Origin of the sequence: Lentzea roselyniae, assembly GCF_039537795.1 — a bacterium.
Lineage (GTDB): Bacteria > Actinomycetota > Actinomycetes > Mycobacteriales > Pseudonocardiaceae > Lentzea > Lentzea atacamensis.
In genome coordinates this window covers 279,874-300,812 of record NZ_BAABBE010000008.1, presented here as the reverse complement: position 1 = coordinate 300,812, position 20,939 = coordinate 279,874, and the positions used below count along the sequence as shown (strand labels likewise).

The 20,939-nt window shown below is 69.1% G+C and carries 23 protein-coding genes and 1 pseudogene; 12 read left to right on the top strand and 12 right to left on the bottom strand.

From position 1 onward, the window contains the following. Positions 1 to 238: 238 nt before the first annotated feature. Genes ABFX45_RS17290 through ABFX45_RS17280 form a run of 3 tightly spaced genes read right to left on the bottom strand, consistent with a single transcriptional unit; the run spans position 239 to position 3,698 of the window. Positions 239 to 1,156, bottom strand: coding sequence for an NUDIX hydrolase (locus tag ABFX45_RS17290; RefSeq protein ID WP_233439406.1), 918 nt, complete (start codon positions 1,154 to 1,156; stop codon positions 239 to 241). Then, positions 1,156 to 3,447: an RNA degradosome polyphosphate kinase gene (locus tag ABFX45_RS17285; RefSeq protein WP_109634231.1), complete on the bottom strand. Its 2,292-nt coding sequence runs from the start codon at positions 3,445 to 3,447 to the stop codon at positions 1,156 to 1,158. Before ABFX45_RS17285 ends, ABFX45_RS17290 begins: the two co-directional genes overlap by 1 nt. Positions 3,448 to 3,506: 59 nt before the next feature. Then, positions 3,507 to 3,698, bottom strand: a complete 192-nt coding sequence (locus tag ABFX45_RS17280) for a cold-shock protein (protein ID WP_112230027.1) — start codon at positions 3,696 to 3,698, stop codon at positions 3,507 to 3,509. An 89-nt stretch (positions 3,699 to 3,787) separates the two neighbouring features. Here ABFX45_RS17280 and ABFX45_RS17275 point away from each other — a divergent pair, with 89 nt between their 5' ends. Then, positions 3,788 to 5,293 carry an LVIVD repeat-containing protein gene (locus tag ABFX45_RS17275; protein ID WP_346130990.1) on the top strand — a complete coding sequence of 502 codons (1,506 nt, stop codon included), beginning with the start codon at positions 3,788 to 3,790 and terminating at the stop codon, positions 5,291 to 5,293. Here the strand turns inward: ABFX45_RS17275 and ABFX45_RS17270 are convergent. The 3 genes from ABFX45_RS17270 to cofC form a co-directional block, all read right to left on the bottom strand. Continuing rightward, a complete protein-coding gene (locus ABFX45_RS17270; RefSeq protein ID WP_346130988.1) occupies positions 5,215 to 6,381 on the bottom strand; it encodes an acyltransferase family protein in 1,167 nt (388 codons plus the stop codon). The two genes, ABFX45_RS17275 and ABFX45_RS17270, sit on opposite strands and share 79 nt — an antisense overlap. Before the next feature lie 137 nt (positions 6,382 to 6,518). Further along, on the bottom strand, positions 6,519 to 7,493 hold the full coding sequence (locus ABFX45_RS17265) for a hypothetical protein (RefSeq protein ID WP_112230021.1): 975 nt from the start codon (positions 7,491 to 7,493) through the stop codon (positions 6,519 to 6,521). Between the two features lie 52 nt (positions 7,494 to 7,545). After that, positions 7,546 to 8,169 (bottom strand): 2-phospho-L-lactate guanylyltransferase, encoded by a 624-nt coding sequence (cofC, locus tag ABFX45_RS17260; RefSeq protein WP_346130986.1) that lies wholly within the window; start codon positions 8,167 to 8,169, stop codon positions 7,546 to 7,548. 293 nt (positions 8,170 to 8,462) lie between these two features. On the opposite strand from cofC, the gene ABFX45_RS17255 reads away from it, so the two are divergent. The 4 genes from ABFX45_RS17255 (at position 8,463) to ABFX45_RS17240 (ending at position 11,761) form a co-directional block, all read left to right on the top strand. Then, complete coding sequence (locus tag ABFX45_RS17255) at positions 8,463 to 9,110, top strand: lysophospholipid acyltransferase family protein (RefSeq protein ID WP_109635225.1); 648 nt, start codon at positions 8,463 to 8,465, stop codon at positions 9,108 to 9,110. A 2-nt stretch (positions 9,111 to 9,112) separates the two neighbouring features. Continuing rightward, entirely contained in the window at positions 9,113 to 10,123 is a 1,011-nt protein-coding gene (locus ABFX45_RS17250) for an NAD(P)H-dependent glycerol-3-phosphate dehydrogenase (protein WP_346130984.1), read from the top strand. Further along, complete coding sequence (locus tag ABFX45_RS17245; protein WP_109634214.1) at positions 10,120 to 11,187, top strand: cystathionine gamma-lyase; 1,068 nt, start codon at positions 10,120 to 10,122, stop codon at positions 11,185 to 11,187. The genes ABFX45_RS17250 and ABFX45_RS17245 overlap by 4 nt, the downstream gene beginning before the upstream one ends. A gap of 115 nt (positions 11,188 to 11,302) precedes the next feature. Then, positions 11,303 to 11,761: a cysteine dioxygenase gene (locus ABFX45_RS17240; RefSeq protein WP_109634212.1), complete on the top strand. Its 459-nt coding sequence runs from the start codon at positions 11,303 to 11,305 to the stop codon at positions 11,759 to 11,761. Here the strand turns inward: ABFX45_RS17240 and ABFX45_RS17235 are convergent. Continuing rightward, complete coding sequence (locus ABFX45_RS17235) at positions 11,742 to 12,386, bottom strand: pyridoxamine 5'-phosphate oxidase family protein (protein ID WP_346130981.1); 645 nt, start codon at positions 12,384 to 12,386, stop codon at positions 11,742 to 11,744. The genes ABFX45_RS17240 and ABFX45_RS17235 overlap by 20 nt on opposite strands. 67 nt (positions 12,387 to 12,453) lie before the next feature. Here ABFX45_RS17235 and pdxR point away from each other — a divergent pair, with 67 nt between their 5' ends. Further along, positions 12,454 to 13,824 (top strand): MocR-like pyridoxine biosynthesis transcription factor PdxR, encoded by a 1,371-nt coding sequence (pdxR, locus tag ABFX45_RS17230; RefSeq protein WP_109634208.1) that lies wholly within the window; start codon positions 12,454 to 12,456, stop codon positions 13,822 to 13,824. Here the strand turns inward: pdxR and ABFX45_RS17225 are convergent. Together ABFX45_RS17225 and ABFX45_RS46480 are read right to left on the bottom strand one after the other, a co-directional pair. Then, positions 13,808 to 14,359 carry a GNAT family N-acetyltransferase gene (locus tag ABFX45_RS17225; RefSeq protein WP_346130979.1) on the bottom strand — a complete coding sequence of 184 codons (552 nt, stop codon included), beginning with the start codon at positions 14,357 to 14,359 and terminating at the stop codon, positions 13,808 to 13,810. The two genes, pdxR and ABFX45_RS17225, sit on opposite strands and share 17 nt — an antisense overlap. 130 nt (positions 14,360 to 14,489) lie before the next feature. Then, a pseudogene (locus ABFX45_RS46480) lies at positions 14,490 to 14,549 on the bottom strand (hypothetical protein); the annotation flags it as partial. Between the two features lie 273 nt (positions 14,550 to 14,822). Here ABFX45_RS46480 and ABFX45_RS17215 point away from each other — a divergent pair. Then, positions 14,823 to 15,875 carry a D-alanine--D-alanine ligase family protein gene (locus ABFX45_RS17215; protein WP_109634202.1) on the top strand — a complete coding sequence of 351 codons (1,053 nt, stop codon included), beginning with the start codon at positions 14,823 to 14,825 and terminating at the stop codon, positions 15,873 to 15,875. Between the two features lie 44 nt (positions 15,876 to 15,919). Here ABFX45_RS17215 and ABFX45_RS17210 read toward each other — a convergent pair whose 3' ends face one another. Beyond that, positions 15,920 to 16,486, bottom strand: a complete 567-nt coding sequence (locus tag ABFX45_RS17210) for a DUF3515 domain-containing protein (RefSeq protein ID WP_233439344.1) — start codon at positions 16,484 to 16,486, stop codon at positions 15,920 to 15,922. A 19-nt stretch (positions 16,487 to 16,505) separates the two neighbouring features. Next, positions 16,506 to 16,739, bottom strand: coding sequence for an Lrp/AsnC ligand binding domain-containing protein (locus ABFX45_RS17205; RefSeq protein ID WP_089925682.1), 234 nt, complete (start codon positions 16,737 to 16,739; stop codon positions 16,506 to 16,508). Positions 16,740 to 16,836: 97 nt separating this feature from the next. Here ABFX45_RS17205 and ABFX45_RS17200 point away from each other — a divergent pair, with 97 nt between their 5' ends. The 5 genes from ABFX45_RS17200 to ABFX45_RS17180 are packed head-to-tail and all read left to right on the top strand — an operon-like array spanning position 16,837 to position 20,700. Next, on the top strand, positions 16,837 to 17,805 hold the full coding sequence (locus tag ABFX45_RS17200) for a thiamine-phosphate kinase (RefSeq protein WP_109634200.1): 969 nt from the start codon (positions 16,837 to 16,839) through the stop codon (positions 17,803 to 17,805). Between the two features lie 55 nt (positions 17,806 to 17,860). Continuing rightward, positions 17,861 to 18,271: a GNAT family N-acetyltransferase gene (locus ABFX45_RS17195; RefSeq protein WP_211337223.1), complete on the top strand. Its 411-nt coding sequence runs from the start codon at positions 17,861 to 17,863 to the stop codon at positions 18,269 to 18,271. Positions 18,272 to 18,281: 10 nt separating this feature from the next. Further along, a complete protein-coding gene (locus ABFX45_RS17190) occupies positions 18,282 to 18,803 on the top strand; it encodes a gamma carbonic anhydrase family protein (protein WP_109634195.1) in 522 nt (173 codons plus the stop codon). Between the two features lie 20 nt (positions 18,804 to 18,823). Further along, the gene (locus ABFX45_RS17185; RefSeq protein WP_109634193.1) at positions 18,824 to 19,498 is read left to right on the top strand and encodes a uracil-DNA glycosylase; all 675 of its coding nucleotides are present in this window, start codon (positions 18,824 to 18,826) and stop codon (positions 19,496 to 19,498) included. Positions 19,499 to 19,524: 26 nt separating this feature from the next. Continuing rightward, on the top strand, positions 19,525 to 20,700 hold the full coding sequence (locus ABFX45_RS17180; protein ID WP_346130972.1) for an MFS transporter: 1,176 nt from the start codon (positions 19,525 to 19,527) through the stop codon (positions 20,698 to 20,700). A gap of 15 nt (positions 20,701 to 20,715) precedes the next feature. Here the strand turns inward: ABFX45_RS17180 and rpmB are convergent, their stop codons facing one another. Continuing rightward, on the bottom strand, positions 20,716 to 20,907 hold the full coding sequence (gene rpmB, locus ABFX45_RS17175; protein ID WP_030467945.1) for a 50S ribosomal protein L28: 192 nt from the start codon (positions 20,905 to 20,907) through the stop codon (positions 20,716 to 20,718). Positions 20,908 to 20,939: the final 32 nt, after the last annotated feature.

Genomic DNA, 20,939 nt, shown 5'->3' with positions numbered 1-20,939 from the left:
CTCCTCTTAGAGGAGGCTGCGTCACTTCGGTACAACACGCGGAAGGCCTCGGTGTGCGCACACCGGGGCCTTCGTGTGTTTCGGCCGCTGTCACCTGAGCGCCAATAGAAATAACGCATTCACGCCTGCGAACGGGTCCCGCACAAGCGAAACCGCCGCCTCCCACGCCCAACTCGTTGCCTGAGGCGAACTTTCGGGGGCGGGGAAGACGGCGGCGTGAAAAGGTTCTTCAGAGCGGTCAGGGGCGGGGTAGTGCCGAGGCCAGGTAGTGCGCCGACACCAGCGTTGGCCAGCGCGAAGGCGAGTCCGAAGTGGACCAGGCGCCGAACGGCCTGGTGAAGGCCAGCACCCACACGCTGCCCTTCTTGCACGGGATCTCGTCGAGCCGCAGCCCGCCCAGTTCGGCCAGCGTCCGCACCACGGACGGGATGACGCCACCCTGTGAGGACACGACGGCCCTGCCCTCGTCGGCGGCGATCTCCAGCAGCCGCACGAGACCCGCCTCCGGGTCGGGCCAGTAGCCCTCCTCGGACAGCCGCGGCTCCTCGACCATCTCGACCGAGAGATCCTCGGCCACGGCCCGAACGGTGTCCACGCAACGCACCCTGGGAGCTGTGTGGACGCGCGTGGGTGACCACACGGGCAGCAAAGAGCGGAGCGCCGTCGCCTGCCGCCAGCCGGCGTCTGAGAGCGGCCTCAGGTCGTCGTCATCGTCCCACTCGGACCGCTTTCCCGCCTTCGCGTGCCGCACCAGCAACACCAGCAACAGATCGGCGGGCAGACGGGTGAACTCCGCCAGCACCTCGCGATCCGGCTCGTAGGTCAGCAACGCGGAAGCGTCGGCCACCGGCAGCCATTTGAGCGAGTCCACCTCGTCATTGGCGGCGAAAGAACCCGAAACGGCCTCGGCGGCGTAGTAGTCGACGGTCTTCGGCACCGACTTCACCGAATACGACACCTGCTTCAGGTGACGGCCGAGGACGCACGAATAGCCGGTCTCCTCGAAGACCTCGCGCACCGCGCAGGCAGGGACCGTCTCACCCCGGTCCAGCTTTCCCTTCGGCAACGACCAGTCGTCATAACGGTGACGGTGCACGACCGCGACTTCGACGTCACCGTCGGCATCGCGCCAGAGCACCGCCCCAGCAGCTTTGATCACCCAAGAGCTCCGTGCTTGTGCAGCAGTTCCATCTGATGGTCGCGAACGGAGGATCCGTCCGACGGCGACGCTTCCCATTCTCCGTCGGAACGCAGCACCCAGCAGCGCGTCTGCGGGTCCAGCGCCGAGGTGAACACGGCTTCCAGCTGTGAGGTCAGGCGCGGGTTGATGACCCGCACGGCGACCTCGACGCGGCGGTCGAGGTTGCGGTGCATCATGTCCGCGCTGCCGATCCAGTACTCGTCGCAGCCGACGAAGTGGAAGATGCGCGAGTGCTCCAGGAACCGGCCGAGGATCGAGCGCACCCGGATGTTCTCCGACATCCCCTTCACCCCCGGCTTCAGGCCGCAGATGCCGCGCACGACCACGTCGACGGGCACACCTGCCTGGGAAGCGCGGTACAGCGCGTCGATGACCTGCTCGTCCACGAGCGAGTTCACCTTGATGCGCACACCGGAGGGCCTGCCGGCCTGCGCGTGCTCGATCTCGAGGTTGATCCGCTCGACGATGCCCTTGCGAACGCCGTAGGGCGCCACCATCAACGCGCGGTACTCGTCCTGGCGCGCGTAGCCGGTCAGCACGTTGAACAGGTCCGTGAGGTCCGCGCCGATCGTCGGCTCGGCCGTCAGGATGCCGACGTCCTCGTACAACCGGGCCGTCTTCGGGTTGTAGTTGCCGGTGCCGATGTGGCAGTAGCGGCGGATCGTCGACCCCTCCTGGCGCACCACCAACGAGGTCTTGCAGTGCGTCTTGAGGCCCACCAGGCCGTAGACGACGTGCACGCCGGCCTTCTCCAGCGTGCGCGCCCACTTGATGTTCGCCTGCTCGTCGAAGCGCGCCTTGATCTCCACCAGCGCCACGACCTGCTTGCCCGCCTCGGCCGCGTCGATCAGCGCGTCCACGATGGGCGAGTCACCCGAGGTGCGGTACAGGGTCTGCTTGATGGCCAGCACGTGCGGGTCGGCGGCGGCCTGTTCGATGAAGCGCTGCACCGACGTCGAGAACGAGTCGTACGGGTGGTGCACGAGGACGTCGCCCTCGCGCAGCGTCGCGAAAACGCTCTTCGGCGTCTCGCGCTCACCGAACGCTGGGTGCGTCGCCGGCACGAACGCCGGGTCCTTCAACGTCTTGCGGTCGATGCCGTAGAGCTGCCACAGGCACGACAGGTCGAGCAGGCCGGGCACGGTGACGACGTCGTGCGGGTCGACGTCCATCTCCCGCAGGAGCAGCTCGAGCATGTGCTCGGTCATGTCGTCGGCGACCTCGAGACGCACCGGCGGGCCGAACCGGCGCCGGGCGAGCTCGCGTTCCAGCGCCTGCAACAGGTCCTCGTCGCGGTCCTCCTCGACCTCCAGGTCCGCGTTGCGCGTCACGCGGAACGCGTGGCACTCGATGACCTCCATGCCGGTGAACAGCTCGCCCAGGTGCGCGGCGATGAGCTCCTCCAGCGGCAGGAAGGTCGCGGAGGACGACGAACGGTCCCCCTCCACGCGCACGAGGCGCGGCACGTTGTCCGGCACCTTCACACGGGCGAACCGCTCGCCGCCACCCTCGGGGTCGCGCACGGTCACCGCGAGGTTCAGCGACAGCCCGGAGATGTAGGGGAACGGGTGCGCCGGGTCGACCGCGAGCGGCGTGAGGACCGGGAAAACCTGCTCGCTGAAGTAGTTGGAGAGGCGCAGCCGGTCGTAGTCGGTGAGGTCGCCCCACGTCACGATGCTGATCCGGTGCTCTTCCAGCCCCGGCCGGATGTGGTCGAGGAACGCGCGGGCGTGCTGCTCGACGAGTTCCTGTGAGCGCTTGGAGATCGCCACGAGCTGCTCGAGCGGCGTGAGCCCGTCCGCGCTGCGCACCGTGAGACCGGTCTCCGCCCGCCGCTTCAGGCCCGCGACCCTGACCATGTAGAACTCGTCCAGGTTCGAGGCGAAGATCGCGAGGAACTTCGCGCGCTCCAGCAGCGGCTGCGAGGAGTCCTCCGCCAGCGCGAGCACGCGGGAGTTGAAGTCCAACCAGGACAGTTCACGGTTGAAGTACCGGTCGTCCGGCAGGTCGGTGGGCAGGGTGCTGGACGTCACCGCGGGCGGCGCCGACGGGACACCCCGTACCGGCGTCGCGACCGGCTGGTTCGGCTGGGTCTTCGTCCGCGGCGGGTTGGAGGCCCGCCTGGTCGCCGCGCGAGGCTGCCGGCGCGGAGTCGCCGCGGGCGGGGGCGTCGCCTTGGCTCGCGCCGAGCGGCGCCGGGAGGGTGTCGCCTTGCCGTCGTTGTTCTCCGTGCTCACGCCCCGCATTGTTCCGCACTATTGCCGCGAGCGCCCCTGTCGAGAACGTCTGACTGGTGAACTCCTCGTCACAGGACAGGCATGCGAAGGGCGACGATCGCCCCGTCGGGACTACGTTCGAGGGTCACCCGCTGCCCCGGACGCAGCATTCGCCAGCCACCCGCGGTGACCGCGGCAGCGCTCACATCGACCAGAACGCCGTCATCGCGCAGGACGACGGCAGAACCGTCACTGTTAAACGTAGACACGGTCGCCTGCACGGCCCAGAAGCCTAGACGTTCGGACCTGACCGTCTCGTTCGAGGCGCTGCCAGGGTCGAACCATGAAGGTTATTGCCACATTGACTGCGGTGACCCTGTTGGCCTTCACCACGGCAGGACTGGCCTCGGCGGCCTCGGCCGAACCCAGGACTCCGAAGGTGGACAAACCACGCCTGCAGGCGGCGGCGAAGAACGTCCGCCTGAAGGCGTCACTCCCCGGCACCGAACGGGCCATCTCGATCGCGTTCGCCCAGTACGGGCCTCGCGACGTGGCGTTCGTCAGCATGGAGACCGGTCTGAAGACGTTCGACGTGACCGATCTGGACCAGCCGAAGCTCCTCGACCACCTCACCAAGCAGGAGATGGCGCTGCCGGGGGACGACCCGGCGAAGCGCTTCTGGGAGAACGAGGACATCAACGTCGACCCCAAGCGCAAGCTCGCGTTCCTGGCACGCGAGGTCAACTCGTTCGGCCGGGCGCTGCCGGGCGACCGCCCGACCGGCAACTACATCGTGTCCGCTGTGGACCCGGCCGACCTCAAGATCCTCAGCTTCCACCGGCAGAACACCGGTCACACCAGCACCTGCATCAACGACTGTCAGTTCCTCTGGACGGCGGGGCTCGACCGGTCGGACGCCAGGACCGGCCGGATCTTCGTCACCGACATCCGCGATCCGAAGACCCCGAAGGAGCTCCCCGTCTCCGTCGACGTCCGAGGCAAGGCGGGCGAAGGCAAGATCACGCACGACGTCCAGGTCGACGCCCAGGGCATCGCGTGGGTCGCGGGCGACGACGGCACGCGCGGCTACTACACGCAGGGCTGGCACCGCGACCCGTTGAGCGGCAAGTACCGCGAGGCGAAGGCGTGGGACCCGGTCGCCTACGCGGGCGGCGCCGTCCCGAAGGCCGACATGCCGACCTCGTTCACGCACAACTCGTTCCGTCCGGCCGGCCGCACGCTCGGCGACGGCCCGCAGCCCACGCGGGAGAACCCGGCCGGCTCGCTGCTGCTGCACACCGAGGAGGCGTTCGGTTCGCCCACGTGCAAGACCGAGGGCCGGTTCGTCATCTCCTCGCTGCAGGGCACGCACAACGGTGAAGGCTGGGGTGAGCGGCCCAAGGAGATGAGGACCGTCGGCATCTGGAGCCCGGACGACCAGGAGGGCACCATCCCCGGCAACGTCACGTGCTCCGCGCACTACTTCGACGTGCAGAAGAGGATCGTGGCCTACTCCTGGTACAACCAGGGCACCCGGTTCCTCGACATCTCCAACCCCGCCAAGCCGATCCAGATCGGCTACTGGCGGCCGGACACCGCGACGTCGTGGGCGCCGTACTGGCACCGCAACACCGTGTTCGTCGCCGACATCTCGCGCGGTGTCGAGATCCTGGAGCTGGAGAAGGGCGCCTACGACGCCCAGGCGAGCGGCACGAACGTGACGCTCACCGCGCACCACGCCAGGGAACTGGCCAGGGAGAGCGACCGGGAACCCGTGCCGCTCGCCCCGAACCCGTTCTACGGCTGGGCCTGCCCGATGGTCGCCAACCGCGACGACTCGGACTGCGGCGTGGGAGGCTGCGGCGCACCCTGCTGAACCACGGCCGCCTTGACGGTGGCCGCCGCGCGCTGGCGGGTGATCACGCGACGACCGAGGTTGATCATCGGGATCTCCACGGTCGTGTACAGGACACTCGCCAGCGCCAGCCCCAGCGCGGTGACCACCACGGACTGTCCGATACCGGACAGGGCGGGCCAGAAGAACGCGATGACCGTCGCGGCGATCGTCTGCACGAGGTAGAGCGAGTACGAGCGCTCACCCACGAACTGCATCGGCTTCGTGGAGAGGAACGTCGTCGCCGGCCCAGGCGCGGCAAGCGCGGTGAGCAGCACCGCCGTCGCGAGCGCGTACACCGGGATGACCAGGACGTGGCCGGGAATCCCGTTGGTCCCGTCGAGGAACGCGGCGATCGGCTTCACGCTCAGGTGCACGCCGACGAATCCGATCGAGACGATCACCTGCGCGACCGGGTTCGTGAGGGGGCGCAGCAACGCGAACCCGCGCGGGCTGTGCAGCGCGATGGCGAGCAGGACGCCGGTCAGGATCGAGAAGTAGTGCAGCGGCCAGCCGGGGTTGCTGTGCGAGACGGTGAAGCTGACGATCACGAGCGCGAGCAGCATGCCGAGGAGGGCGGCGCCGGCGCGGCGCCTGAGCACGACGGTGCCCAGCGCGATCGCCACCAGCGGCCAGACCACGTAGAACTTCTGCTCGATGCCCAGAGACCAGGACTGCCCGTACGGGCTGGCGCCGGCGAACTCGTTGGTGAAGGTGAGGAAGTACTTGAGCGCCGGCCCGATCCCGTTGCTGAGGAACGTGCCCGCGATCGCCGAACCGGCGGCGGTGACCAGCAGGATCACGAAGTAGACCGGCAGAATCCGGAACGCCCGGCGCAGGTAGAACTCCTTGAGCGAAATCCGTCCTGTGCCGCGTTCCTCACGCAGCATCAGCGTCATGATGAGGAATCCGCTGAGAACGAAGAACATCTGGACTCCCGCCCAGCCCTGCAGCCAGTCCGGGCCCCCGTAGTGGAAGAACACCACCAGCACCGCGGCAATGGCCCGCAGGCCGTCAAGAGCGGGAAAGCGGCGCAACGCCAGGTAGTCGGCGTGCGTCAACGAATTCATGCAGGTACACCTCTGGGCATGCGTCGGGGAACGGCATCGGGGGGTACGCCGTTTGCATCAGGGGATACGGATGTAAAGGTGCAGGGGTTCCCCGTTGCGTTGCCCTGAACAACACTTTCGTGTTGTTCGTCACTGCTTCAACAGCGGGGCAACGGTGAAAGCGACGACAGGGGAGCGGCCGCCACGCCGCGCCATCCTTGCTGCGTCAAAGCACCGCCGTGCACTTCCAGCCAATAGGCGCCGTCGGTCGTGTGCATGGTCGCGCCGCTGCGGATGTCCGTGACGTACGACGACTCCGACTGCCACGACACGAAGTCGCCGCTGACCCGCGGGAAGAGGATGCCTTCGGTTTTGGGCGCGGTCCTGATCCCGGCGAGCTCGCGCGGTTCGGTCCAGCCCTCACGCCAGCCGTGCAGCGCGTCGCCCTGCGCCCACACCACCGTGCGGCCGTCGGACGCCGCGCTCCCGCTCGGCCGCGCGTCGCGGAGCTGTTCCGGTAACGCCACCTCGGCGCGGAACTTCCCGTCCTGCAGCCACATGACCGCGTCGCCGAGGAACAGCGGCTCCTCGCCCTGCCCGACGATCCTGTCCTTCTTCTTCGCGAGGTCGTACAGGTGCACGCCTTTGCTGTCGGCCCAGGCGGCCTTCCCGTTGTGCACCACGGCACCGCTGCCGCCGATCCGCACGGGCGCGCCGTCGTTGCGCGAGTCCCACGCGTAGGTGGTCGTGGTGCGGTCGGACGGGCTCGGGGTCGTGGAGAACGTCACCCAGCGGCCGTCGAACTCGACGCCGTGGAGTTGTGCGTCGTCCTGCACCGCCATGACCTGCTGGCGCTTCTCGCGGTCGCGCAACACGAGTTCGGTGGTCCTGTTGCGCGTGGTCTTCACGAGCGTCACGTCGGCGTTCGCGTTGGCGGCGACGATGGTGACCTTCTCGTGGGAACCGGCCACCGTTGTGTTGCGTGAGAGTTCGTCCTTCCAGTCCTGGGGAAGGTCCACGCGGCACGAGTCGAGCTTGTTCGGCGCGGTGTAGCCGGACGGCCGGTCGATCGGTACGGCGGCGACACAGCCCGCGATGGCCGTGATCGCCGCCAGCGCGATGAGCGCTCGCATCAGTCTCCCAAGTCGTGATCATCCAGCGACCCGGAAGACGCGTGAGGACGGCTCAGGTTGTCCAGGCGGGCAAGGCGTTCGCGGTGTGCACACCGAGACCGAGCGTCAGCGCCAGGCGCAGATCCTCTTCTGTGTCCACGTCACAGCGCAGCGACGGCCACGGTCCGAACAGCGCGATCGCGCCGGAAATCCGGTGGTGCCCCGCCGAGCCGACGCCGAACCTCGGGTCGAGCTCGCCGCCGGGTGCCGCGAGCAGCAACGTGGTTCCGGTGCCCTGCCGGTCCGGGACGAAAGCGCGCCGCCCGGCCGCGGCTTCGAGCGCGGCCTGGAGCTCGCCGGGCTTGAGCGCGGGCAGGTCGGCCTGCAGCGCGCCGACGCGGTTGGACCGGAGCGCGCGGGCGCCGTGCATCAGCGCCTCGTTGAGTCCGGGCTCGGCGGGTTCCGGTATCGCCTCGACACCCAGCGCGGCCATCTCGGCGGCGACAGCTGGGTCCGATGTGACGGTGACCACGCGGCGGACACTGGGCGTGGCCAGAGCGGCGCTCACCGTGTCCATGGCGAGCGCGAGCGCCAGCGCCGCGTGCGACACCGGATCTCCGCCGGTGGCGCTGGTCAGCCTGGTCTTGGCCCGGTCGAGCGTTTTGACCGGCACCACGAGGTCAACTTCATCCCGCACCCCGTCATGGTCCACGATCCGGCGACGGGTGCGTCGACCACTAACCTTCACCCCTCGATTTCGCCGGTCAGACGGGTGCATCGTGGCGTCGACACCGCTCCCCATATTGGACATATGGGGACCGGGGGTCGACGCCGCGAGGTGCCCTGCCGGACGCCGGAAGCGAGGGGTGAGGATTGTGGTCGGGGCACTACTGTGCTCATGGGCGCAGGTTCCGGGAGTGAGGAGAGGTTCACGTGGCCAAGGAGAAGGGCGGCTTCTGGGTCGGGGTCGCCGCGGCGATCCTCTACCCCATGTCGTTCGTGCTGGGCAGGCACCGGATCCTGCACAGCGACCGCATCCCGCGCCAAGGGTCGGCGCTGCTCGTGATGAACCACATCTCGCACCTCGACCCGTGCTACGACGCGGTGTTCGTGCACAAGAACGACCGCGTGCCGCACTTCCTCGCGAAGCACAGCCTGTGGAACGTGCCGATCATGGGCTCGATCCTGAGGGGCGCGAAGCAGATCCCGGTCTACCGCGGCACCTCGGACGCGCAGCAGAGCCTGCGCGAGGCGCACAAGGCGCTGGCGACCGGCCAGGTCGTGGTGATCTACCCGGAGGGCACGATCACCAGGGACCCCGACGGCTGGCCCGCGAACTCCCGCACCGGCGTGGCACGGCTCGCGCTGCAGCACGACGGCCCGGTCATCCCGGTCGCCCGCTGGGGCACGCTGGACCTCTACAACCACTACCAGAAGAAGTTCCGGCCGTTCCCGCGCAAGACGATCACGCACTTCGTCGGTGAACCGGTCGACCTGTCCGCCTACCGCGGCGAGGAGGAGACCCTGCCGTTGCTGCGCGAGGTCACCGATCTGCTGATGAGCCACGTGAAGAACCAGCTCGCCGAGGTTCGCCAGGAGCAGGCGCCCGAGGGCTTCTACGGACCGAGGAAGGCCTGAGCATGGGGATCGAACGCGTTGCGGTGCTCGGCGCCGGTTCGTGGGGCACGACGTTCGCGAAGGTCATCGCGGACTCCGGCCCCGAGGTCGTGCTGTGGGCGCGGCGGCAGGAGGTCGCGTCGGCGATCACCGAGACCCGCGTGAACGCCGACTACCTGCCCGGCATCTCGTTGCCGGCCAACCTGGAGGCGACCTCCGACCCGGCGAAGGCGCTGGACGGTGCCGACGCCGTGGTGCTCGCCGTGCCGTCGCAGACGTTGCGGGTGAACCTGTCGGCGTGGAAGGAGCTGCTGCCGGCGGACGCGACCCTGGTGTCGCTGTCCAAGGGCGTCGAGCTCGGCACGCTGAAGCGGATGAGCGAGGTGATCCGCGAGGTCGCCGGCATCGACGAGTCGCAGGTGGCCGTGGTGTCGGGGCCCAACCTGGCCAAGGAGATCGCCGTCGGGCAGCCGACCGCGACCGTCATCGCCTGCACGGACCACGACCGCGCGGTCGACCTGCAGCACGCGTGCTCGAACTCGTACTTCCGCCCGTACACCAACACCGACGTGGTCGGCTGCGAGCTGGGCGGGGCGTGCAAGAACGTCATCGCGCTGGCGTGCGGCATGGCGGCCGGTCTCGGTTACGGCGACAACACGATGGCGTCGATCATCACGCGTGGCCTGGCGGAGACCGCACGGCTGGGCGCGGCGCTGGGCGCGGACCCGCTGACGTTCGCCGGTCTGGCCGGGCTGGGCGACCTGGTGGCCACGTGCGCGTCGCCGTTGTCGCGCAACCGGACCTTCGGCGAGCGGTTGGGCAAGGGCGAGACTCTGGAGCAGGCGCAGGAGGCCGCGCACGGTCAGGTCGCCGAAGGTGTGAAGTCATGTTCATCGATTCGTGAACTGGCACGGGCCAATGACGTCGACATGCCGATCACCGAAGGCGTACACATGGTGTGTCATGACGGGCTCAGCGCGCGCGATCTGGGGGCGGCGCTGCTTGGACGCGATCGGAAACACGAACGCCAGTGAACAATTCCTATGGTGACGGCACCCGAGTGGTGCACTCGGTTTCGGGCGGGCCGGGTGAGCCGTTCGGCGCGCAGCCGGTGTTCGCCTCGGTGTACCACCTCGGCGGGCAGGACACCTACGGCCGGAGCAGCAATCCGACCTGGCGCGCTCTGGAGTCCGCGCTGGGATCGCTGGAGGGCGGCGAGTGCGTCATCTTCCCGTCGGGGATGGCGGCGATCTCGACCCTGCTGCGGACCCTGCTGTCCACAGGGGACACCCTGATGCTGCCGTCCGACGGGTATTTCGTGGCGCGGCGGTTCGCGTCCGAAATGGACATCAACCTCGTCGAGGTGCCCACGGCCGGGCCGTACCCGTCCTTCGACGGCGTGCGGCTGGTGTTGCTGGAGACGCCGTCGAATCCCGGCCTGGACGTGTGTGACATCGCGACGCTGGCCGAGGCGGCGCACGCGGCGGGTGCGCTCGTGGCTGTGGACAACACGACCGCGACACCGTTGGGACAGCGGCCATTGGAACTCGGCGCCGACATCGTGGTGTCGTCCGACACCAAGGCCGTCGCCGGGCACAGCGACGTCCTCTTCGGACACCTGACGGCGGCTTCCCCGGACCTGGCCACGTCGTTCCGCAACGCGCGGGCGTTGAACGGCGCGATCCCCGGTCCCTTTGAGACTTGGCTGGCGCTGCGCGGCCTCGGGACTCTGGATCTGCGGCTGGAACGGCAGGCCAAGAACGCCGCCGCGCTGTACGAGTTGCTCTCGGGCCGGGTCGCCGGGTTGCGCTGGCCAGGCGACCCGGCGGATCCGGCACACCTGCTCGCGGCGCAGCAGATGCGGCGGTTCAACGGCGTGCTGACGTTCGAGCTGGAGTCCGAGGAGGCGGTGGAGGCGTTCCTCCGCAAGTCACGGCTCGTGTCGGCGGCGACGTCGTTCGGTGGCCTGCACTCCAGTGCGGACCGGCGCGCGCAGTGGGGCGATCCGGTCCCGGAGGGACTGGTGCGGTTCTCGGCCGGCTGTGAGGACACCCACGATCTGGTGAAGGACGTGTCCCAAGCTCTGGGCCTGGATTGACAGAGGGTCCCGGTTCCGGGACCCTCTGCGTCATGTCCTTCAACGCATGTTGCTGTTGTACCTGGCGATAGTCCCGCGTCCTCTTTCGCGCTCGCCTGGTAAGGACTTTCTCCCGATGTTCGCCGTTCCTGAGAACAGCCTCGTTCTGCCTGAAAACTCCGCGTTGCTGCACCCCGTGCGGGTGGCGCTGGCGTGGGCGGCCGACCGCGACCGCTGGAAGCACCTGCTCCGGTACGACCCGGAAGAGCGTTTCTCGGCGCTGGTCGACAAGACCGACGACCAGGAGATCTGGCTGATGAGCTGGCTCCCCGGTCAGACGGCCTCGCTGCACGACCACGCCACGACCTCCGGCGCGTTCACCGTGGTCAGCGGCCTGCTGACCGAGGTGGTGACGACCCGCATCCAGGTCGTGCACTCCCTTCACGCCGGTCAGTCGCGCGTGTGGGGACCCGGCTACGTGCACCAGGTGCGCAACGACGGTGTGGACCCGGCCGTGTCGATCCACGTCTACCGTCACGGCACCCGCGCCATGACCCCGTACCGCTACGACCCGGTCAACGGACCCGTCCGCTGACGTGCGGCGGCACCGGCTTGTCCGTCTCGTGCGGAACCGGGGTGCCCCACGACTGGACGAGCGGCATGTGCCCGGCCCACACGAGGTTCGCCTCCAGGTCGGAGGGCTCCTCGCCGGGTCCGCCGTCGCGCACCTTCACGCTCGCCTCGGTGAGGTCGATCTCCAGCGCGGCCGTCTGCGCCAGCTCCTTCTTGGAGGGCTGCCTGGCGTAGTCCCAGCTGCCGGGCGTGACGTGCTCGACGATCACCTTCAGCGCGTGTTCGGGGTCCTCGGCGATCTTCGCGGTGCCGTGGATGATCGCCGACCGGTAGTTCATCGAGTGGTGGAACACCGACCGTGAGTAGACGACGCCGTCCACGAGCGTGACCGCGACGCAAACCTGCTTGCCTTCCAGCATGCTCCTGATGGACCGTGAGCCCGTCGACCCGTGCAGGAAGATGCGGTTGCCGTCCCTCCCGTACGCGGTGGGGATGAGGAACGGAGCCCCGTCGACCTCCACGGCCAGATGGCAGACCAGGCCCGCGTCGAGGATGTCGTAGAGCACCTGGCGGTCTTGGACGGCTCGCTTCTTGCCGCGGATGACGGTGCTGCGCGGGGTGGGGGAGAGCTGCAGGTCAGTGGACATGCTCCCACTCTGACGACAGAAGTGGCATCATTGAAGCGCCAGTTCTGATCAATTTGGGAAGGCCACTTTGGCTGAGACCGCGCTGCCCGTCGCGTTGGACCGCGAGTCGGCCGAACCACTCGCCGTCCAGCTCGCCGACGCCCTGCGCTCCGCGGCGTCGGAAGGACGGCTGCGTGCGGGCGACCGTCTCCCGTCCACGCGCGCGTTGGCCGACTCGCTCGGTGTGTCCCGCACGGTGACTGCCGCCGCCTACGAGCAGCTGCACGCCGAAGGCTGGATCGCGGGCCGTCACGGCTCCGGCACCTACGTCACGACGACCCCGCCCGGCCCGTTGCGCAAACGTTCGCGCAAGGCTGTCGTCCCCGCCATCACCGACTTCGTCGACCTCGGCACCGGGGCACCGTGGGCAGGTGGCCTCGACCGCGCGGCCTGGCGCAGGGCGTGGCGCGCCGCGGCCGACGCACCGCCGCTGTCCCGTCCCGAACGCGCGGGCCTGCCCGAGTACCGCGAGGCGATCGCCGAACACCTGCTGCGCCACCGCGGGCTCGCCGTCAACGCCGACCCCGTGCTCGCGACGGGCGGCACCACGGCGGTGCTGACCGAGATCGCGGTGTCCGTGCTGCGGCGCGGTGATGCCGTGGCCGTCGAGGAGCCGGGTTACCAGCGTGCGGTGGGCGTCTTCCGCGCCGCCGGCCTGAAGGTCGTCCAGGCCGCCGTCGACGCGGAAGGACTGCTCCCCGAGGCGGTTCCGCCCGGCGTGAAGGCCGTCTACTGCTCGCCCGCCCACCAGTACCCGCTCGGCGGGCGCATGTCGGCCGGGCGGCGGGTCGCGCTGGTCGAGCGAGCGAGGAGGGACGGCTGGCTGGTCATCGAGGACGACTACGACGGCGAGCTCCGCTACGACGTGGCACCGCTGCCGTCACTCGCGGCTTTGGCCCCGGACGTCGTCGTCCACCTCGGCACCACGAGCAAGATCCTCACCCCGACGCTGGGTGCGGGCTGGATGGTCGCTCCCGAGCACATCGCCACGACGATCCTCGAACACCGCGACCTGACCGGCACCAGCCCGGCCGCCGCGGGGCAACGGGTCGTCGTGGAGCTGGCCCGCACCGGCGACCTCGGCCGGCACCTGCGCAAGCTGCGTCGCGAACTGTCCGAGCGTCGAGCGTTGATCGTCGACACGTTCGCAGCCGCGGGCATCACGATGATCGGTGACGACGCGGGCGCGCACGTCGTCGTGCTGCTGCCCAGCCTGGAGGAGGAGCGGGAGATCATGCGGCTCGCCCTCGAACGCGGGCTGAAGGTGGACGGCCTGGCCAGGCACTACGTGAACCGGGCCAAGTTCCACGGGCTCGCCATCGGGTACAGCGCGTGTTCGCGGGAGCAGCTCGTGTCCGCGTTGCCGGTGCTGACCGAGCTGCTCAGACGGAACGGCTGACCACGACGACCTCGCGGGCCGTGACGAACCCGAGCCGCTCGTTCACGCGGATCATGGGGAAGTTGGACGCCGCCGTTCCGGTGTCGATGCGTTCGAGCTCCGGCCGGTCGGTGAGCAGCCACCGCAGCATGTGCGCCTTGACGAACCGGGCGAGCCCTCGCGCGCGATGCCTGGGTGCGACCACCGTGTCGTGCCAGACCGTGTGCTCGAAGTCGTCCGGATACAGCTGCACGTCGGTGAACGCCACGACGAGACCCGTGGCCTCCTCGACCGCGACGACGACGCGGTGCTCGACGCCGGCCGCCAGGTCCTCCGCCTCCGCGGCACGAACCAGTTCCGGCGTCCATTCCGGATCGCGAGCCGTGTCGGGCGCGTCGTGAATCGCCCGCCGCGTCGAGGCCACCGACACCAGCAGGTGCTCTGGCGTCGCGCCGATCCACCGCTCCACCCGGTAGCCGACGGGTGCGGACAGCTCCCAGGATTCGGGCTCGACGTCCGCGACGGTCAGCCGCTGCACGACTCGGGACGCGGTCACGTGGAACCCGCGCGAGCGCCCAGTGCTCGCCCGCGCTGCCCTTGGTCACGACCCGGTTCTCCAGCGCTTCCCGGCCACCCGCGCGCAACTCGGGCAGCAACGCGTCCAGCAGCGCGGTGCCGATGCCCTGCCTGCGGTACCGCGGGTGCACCGTGATCGAGCCGACCGCCAGCCGCGTCCGCAGTCCCACCGCCGCGATGCCCACGACCTCGCCATCACGCAGTGCGACGAGCCTGACGAACTCGCTGAAGTCGGGACTGGCCTCCCGCAGCGACGCGATGATCCGGTCCCTGCTCGACGCGGGTTCGCCGGGATGGTCGACGGCCTGGGCCGCGATCCGCACGTCCGCGTAACCGCGGAGTCCGGCGGCCTCGTCCAGGTCGAGTGGTTTGATCTTCAGCACGTCGTCCAGGTTAGAACTGGCGAGTAGGCACAATCGCCCAAACGGGTAGGGTCGGGCCCCATGACGCAGCGCAAGACGAGGGTGGCCGTGGTGTTCGGCGGCCGCAGCTCCGAGCACGAGGTCTCCTGCCAGTCCGCCAAGAGCGTCCTGCCCTTCCTGGACGCCGATCGCTTCGAGGTGGTGCCGGTCGGCATCACGCCGCAGGGTCAGTGGGCGCTCGGCACGGACCCGACCGCGCTCGAGGCGGGCACGGGCAACCTCCCGACACTGCGCAACCGCACCGACGTCGTCGCGATCGAGCCGGGCCAGGCTCTCAAGGACGTCGACGTGGTCTTCCCACTGCTGCACGGCGCGTGGGGTGAGGACGGCACCATCCAGGGTCTGCTCGAGCTGGGCGGCCTCCCGTACGTCGGGCCGGGCGTGTTCGCCAGCGCCGCCGCCATGGACAAGATCTTCGCCAAGAAGATCCTCCAGGCGGAGGGCCTGCCGGTCGGCAGGTTCGTCGCGCTCGACCGCGCCGCCACCACGCTGACCCTCGACGAGCGCGAGCACCTCGGCCTGCCGGTGTTCGTGAAGCCGTCGCGCGCCGGCTCGTCCGTCGGCATCTCCAAGATCAGCGACTGGGCCGACCTCGACGCCGCGATCTTCGAGGCGCGCCAGCACGACCCCAAGGTAATCGTCGAGGCCGCCGTCCCCAACGTGCGCGAGATCGAGTGCGCCGTGCTCGAGTACCCGGACGGCCGCGTCGAGGCGTCGCTGCCCGCCGAGCTGCGGCCGGTCGGCGAGGGCGTCGAGTGGTACGACTTCAACGCCAAGTACGTCGACGACTCCTACGAGGCCGACATCCCGGCGAAGCTCGACGACGACATCACCGCGCAGCTGCGCGAGATGGCCGTCACGGCGTTCAAGGCGCTCGACTGCCAGGGTCTGTCCCGGGTGGACTTCTTCCTCACCGAGCAGAACGAGCTGATCATCAACGAGCTCAACACGATGCCGGGCTTCACGCCGATCTCCATGTACCCCAAGGCGTGGGCGGCGACGGGCGTGGACTACACCACGTTGCTGACCACGCTGATCGAGACGGCGATCGCGCGCGGTTCAGGCCTGCGTTAGGGCCAGGCGCGGTGACCACCAGCCTTCACCGCAAAGGCTGGTGGTCACCGCGCCTCGGTCTTGACCGGCTGCTTCGGCAGCAGGTCGCGGACCGTCGTGGAAACGTCCTGGAGCGCACCGGTGCCCGCGTCGTCGGGCACCGTCAGCGCGACGTACACACCGCGGTCCACGATCACCCACGTCGAGCTGCCGGAACCGGGCAGCTGCAGCCACTGCACGTCCGAGATCACCCGCAGCTGCGAGGTCGCCGTGAGTTCGGAGGGCCGGGGCAGGCCGCACCGCAGCACCACCGGATCGTGTTTGGCGTCACCCCACGCGACCGCGGCGGGCGGCGCGGGCGAGGCGATCTCCCGGCGCGGCAGCATGTCCTTCCCGGACGGCAGCCCCACCGGCAGCTTCTCGATCAGCGACGTGCACGGCTGCGAGGCCGCGTCCGGTGCGTCGATCGAGACCAGCGCGAGGGGACCCGTGCGACCGGGGACGTCCTCCGACTGGTTTCCCGTGCCCAGCACCAGACCGAGCGTGGCGACACCGATGGCGAGCAGCACGGCGAGCCCGACCGCCGCGAGCAACGGCCGGGACAGCGCCGACGTGGATTCCTGCTGAGTCACCCGGCTATGACAGCACGAGCTAGAGATGCACCACCGGGCAGGTCAGCGTCCGGGTGATGCCTTCGACGTTCTGGATGCGCGCGACCACGAGTTGGCCGAGCTGGTCGACGGTGTCCGCTTCGGCGCGGACGATGACGTCGTAAGGACCGGTGACGTCCTCTGCGGTGGCTACCCCGGCGATCCCGGAGATCTCGGAGGCGACTGCAGCGGCCTTGCCGACCTCGGTCTGGATGAGGATGTATGCATGCACCACGGCGTGCCCCTTCGTCGCGACAGGTTGGGTCGAGGTAGGAACGTGTCACGCAACGTACCCCAGTTGGGGTTCCGAATGCTCAGATTGGGAGGCAACTTTGCGTCCGGAGCCGCCGCGCGACGCGGAGACGGTCGCCGAAGTGGGTGAGTTCAATCTCATCCACCGGGTGACGACCGGTCGGGCGCAACCCGAGACGACGATCCTCGGTCCCGGTGACGACGCGGCAGTGGTCGCCGTCCCGGACGGGCGCGTCGTCGCGTCGATGGACGTGCTGGTCGAGGGTGTCCACTTCAGACTCGACTGGTCCAGTCCCGAGCAGGTGGGCCGAAAAGCGGCCGCGGTGAACCTCGCCGACGTCGTGGCGATGGGTGCGTTGCCGTCCGCTCTGCTCGTCGGGTTCGCCTGCCCCGCAGACACCCCCGCGTCGGTCGTCGAGGGGATCATGTCGGGCCTCTGGCAGGAGGCGGCGCAGGCCGGCGCGGGCATCGTCGGCGGCGACATGGTCAGCTCCGCCACGCTGGTGATCTCGATCACCGCGATGGGCGACATGAACGGGCTGGAGCCGATCACGCGGTCCGGCGCGCTCGTCGGTGACGTCGTCGCGGTGGCCGGACGGCTCGGCTGGGCCGCCGCCGGGCTGGCCGTGCTGAGTCGCGGCTTCCGTTCGCCGGTCGGGATAGTCAACGCCCAGCGCACGCCGGAGCCGCCGTACGAGGAGGGTCCGAAGGCCGCGGAGGCGGGGGCCACGTCGATGATCGACGTCTCGGACGGCCTGCTGCAGGACCTCGGCCACATCGCGGACTCGTCGGGCGTGGCGATCGACATCCGCACCGAGCTGCTGCCGTTGCACCCGCGGCTGCTCGACGTCGCCTCGGCGCTCGGCGGTGACGCACGGCACTGGGCGCTGACCGGAGGCGAGGATCACGCCCTCGCGGCGACGTTCCCCGGACCCAAGGCGGTGCCGGAGGGCTGGACGACGATCGGCACGGTCCGTGCGGGCGAGGGCGTGACCGTCGACGGCAGGGTTTACGAAAAACCGCCTGGCTGGGAGCACTGGCGCGCGTAAACTGGTCGATGTGGAACTATGCACGCGCGCGTATGACCATCCAGATTCGGTCAAGATGATCGCCGACCTGCAGCAGGTCTACGTCGACCGGTACGGCGACGTGGACGTCACACCGGTCGACCCGGCGCAGTTCGCCGCACCCCTCGGCTACTTCGTGATCGGCTACCTCGACGGCGTTCCCGTCGCGTGCGGTGGCTGGCGGATCAACGACGAGCTCGAAGGTGCCGCCGAGATCAAGCGGATGTACGTCGTCGACTCCGTGCGCGGGAAGGGCTACTCCCGCCTCGTGCTCGCCAACCTGGAGGAAACCGCGCGCGAGGCGGGCCTTCGGCGGATGGTGCTGGAAACCGGCCTGCGCCAGCCCGAGGCGATCAGCCTGTACACCACCAGCGGTTACGTGCGGATCGACAACTTCGGCGTGTACCGCGACCACCCGGAGAGTCGTTGCTTCGGGAAGCCGTTGTAGGTTCGGGCGCATGGCCATCTATGCGTTGGGGGAGTACACGCCGCAGATCCACCCGGACGCGTACGTGCACCCGGATGCGACTGTGATCGGCGACGTGCGCATCGGCGCGCATTCGTCGGTGTGGCCTCAAGCCGTGCTGCGCGGCGACTACGGCCGCATCGTCGTGGACGAGCGCACGTCGATCCAGGACGGCACCGTGATCCACTGCACCGAGGTCCACCCGGTGCACATCGGTTCGTCGTGCGTCATCGGCCACAACGTGCACATCGAGGGCGCGACGGTCGCCGACGACTGCCTGATCGCGTCAGGTTCCGTGGTGCTCAACGGTTCCATCGTGGAAAAGGGCGCGATCGTCGGTGCCGGCGCGGTGGTCTCGTTCGACGGCCATGTTCGTGAACGCACGATGGTGCTGGGAGTTCCTGCCCGCGAGCGTGCTGGATTTGTTGTGCCAGAACAGGCGTGGGCATTCATCGTCGAGAAATATGTGCAGAACATCGCGCTGTACCGGGAGAAGCTCCGTCGTCTGGATTGAGTGAGATAGGGTTCACAGCCGTGGCTCGTCCCCTCAACGAAATCGTCGAAGCCGGCTGGGCTGAAGCTCTCGCCCCCGTTGCTGATCAGATCGCCGCCATGGGTGAGTTCCTGCGCGCGGAGGTCGCCGCCGGCCGCACCTACCTCCCCGCGGGCGACAACGTGCTGCGCGCGTTCAAGCAGCCGTTCCACCAGGTGAAGGTGCTGATCGTCGGCCAGGACCCGTACCCGACGCCCGGCCACGCGGTCGGCCTGTCGTTCTCCGTAGCCCCCGACGTGCGGCCGATCCCGAAGTCGCTGGTCAACATCTACAAGGAATATGCGGAGGACCTCGGTCATCCGCTGCCGTCCAACGGCGACCTGACCCCGTGGTCCGAGCGCGGCGTGCTGCTGCTCAACAGGGCGCTGACCGTGCAGCCCGGCAAGGCGAACTCCCACCAGGGCAAGGGCTGGGAGGCCGTGACGGAGCAGGCGATCAAGGCGCTCGCCGCTCGCGACGCACCGCTGGTCTCGATTCTGTGGGGCCGCAACGCGCGCAACCTGCGTCCGTTGCTCGAGCCGTTGCCCTGCATCGAGTCCGCGCACCCGTCGCCGCTGTCCGCGCACGCCGGGTTCTTCGGCTCGAAGCCGTTCAGCCGCGCCAACGAACTGCTGGAGAAGCAGGGCGCGGAGCCGGTCGACTGGAAGCTTCCGTAGTTCCGCACGCGAGACGTGATCTGACGTTGACGGCCGCGGGAGCGGCCGTCTCCGAGTTCGGCAGCTCGTTGTCGCTGCTCGTGCTGCTGTTCTGGGCCACGCCGATCAGCCCGTTGCTGGTCGCCGCGATCCTGGTCGCCGAACTGCTGCCGCTCGTGCTCGGTGCGCCGCTCGCGGGTGTGCTCGTCGACCGGCTGCCCAACCGCAGACTGCTGATCATCGCGTTGCTGTTCCAGGGCATCGCGATCGCGGCCATCGCACCGTTGATGGGCCAGCCCGCCTTCGTGCTGGCGCTCGTGTTCCTCTCCGGCTCCGGTCGTGCCATCGCCATGCCCGCGATCGCCGCTCTGGTGCCGCACATCGCGGGCGAAGAAGAAGCCACGCGTGGTTATGCGTGGCTGGGCACCGCGCGCAGCGTCGGCAACATCGCGGGCGTGACCGGTGGCGCGCTGCTCGCCGGGATCTTCGGGCATCCCGCCGCCTTGCTCATCGACGGCGCCACCTTCGGTGTCTACGCGGTGTTGCTGGCGTTCGTGCGGTCGGACCGCAGACCTTCCGGCGAGCACGAGCAGCGGCCGAGCGCGCTCGCGGGGATCCGGCACGTCCGGCGGGATCCCGTGCTGTTCGCGGCGATCCTCGGGCTGGCGTTCTTCGTCGGTGCCGTCGTGGTGATCAACGTGGCCGACCCCGCGTTCGTGCGGTTCGTGCTGCACGGCGACGAGTTCCTGCTGGGCGCGATGCAGGCGTGCTGGATGGTCGGCATTCTCGTCGGCAACCGGCTGGCCGCGCGGCTCGGGACGGTTTCGCAGGCGGCTCACGCCCTCGCCGTCACCGGCATCACCACGGGGATCGCGGTCCTGATCCCCGCCGCGTTCCCGTACGTGGTGGCCGCGGGGATCGGCTGGTTCATCGGCGGTGTCTCGAACGGCGTCGACAACGTGACGGCGAACGCGATCGTGCGGTTGCGCACACCTGAGGAGATGCGCGGGCGGGCCTTCGCCGCGGTCTCGTCGCTGGTGATGGGCGCGAACCTGCTCGGAACGGCTGCCGCAGGTGGGTTGTTGCTGGTCATGGGGCCGCGAGCGGTGTTCGCGCTGGGCGGTACCGGGGCGTTGCTCAGCGGTGCGGCCTGCCTGGTGTTCGTGCACCGGGCCCTGAAACGCGAGAGGAGCCCGGCCGAAGCCGGGCTCCTCTCGAACTAACGAGCTGTGGCGTTATCAGCCGCGCACGACCTTGCCGGCCTTGAGGCACGAGGTGCACACGTTGATGCGCTGGCGCTGCGAGGCCGAGACCTTCGCGCGCACAGACTGGATGTTCGGGTTCCAGCGGCGGTTCGTCTTCCGCTGGGAGTGCGAAACCGAATGGCCGAAGCCCGGCCCCTTGCCACAGACGTCGCACACGGCAGCCACGTCAGCCACTCCTTCAGGTTCCTCAAGCGGGT

Bases quoted from the DNA above. Each gene is read 5' to 3' on its own strand.
- ABFX45_RS17270 (WP_346130988.1), bottom strand. From the start codon at position 6,381: ATGAATTCGTTGACGCACGCCGACTACCTGGCGTTGCGCCGCTTTCCC.
- ABFX45_RS17195 (WP_211337223.1), top strand. From the start codon at position 17,861: ATGATCGCCGACCTGCAGCAGGTCTACGTCGACCGGTACGGCGACGTG.
- ABFX45_RS17235 (WP_346130981.1), bottom strand. From the start codon at position 12,386: ATGTCCACTGACCTGCAGCTCTCCCCCACCCCGCGCAGCACCGTCATC.
- ABFX45_RS17250 (WP_346130984.1), top strand. From the start codon at position 9,113: ATGGGGATCGAACGCGTTGCGGTGCTCGGCGCCGGTTCGTGGGGCACG.
- ABFX45_RS17265 (WP_112230021.1), bottom strand. From the start codon at position 7,493: ATGCGAGCGCTCATCGCGCTGGCGGCGATCACGGCCATCGCGGGCTGT.
- ABFX45_RS17215 (WP_109634202.1), top strand. From the start codon at position 14,823: ATGACGCAGCGCAAGACGAGGGTGGCCGTGGTGTTCGGCGGCCGCAGC.
- ABFX45_RS17190 (WP_109634195.1), top strand. From the start codon at position 18,282: ATGGCCATCTATGCGTTGGGGGAGTACACGCCGCAGATCCACCCGGAC.
- ABFX45_RS17255 (WP_109635225.1), top strand. From the start codon at position 8,463: ATGTCGTTCGTGCTGGGCAGGCACCGGATCCTGCACAGCGACCGCATC.
- ABFX45_RS17285 (WP_109634231.1), bottom strand. From the start codon at position 3,447: ATGCGGGGCGTGAGCACGGAGAACAACGACGGCAAGGCGACACCCTCC.
- ABFX45_RS17240 (WP_109634212.1), top strand. From the start codon at position 11,303: ATGTTCGCCGTTCCTGAGAACAGCCTCGTTCTGCCTGAAAACTCCGCG.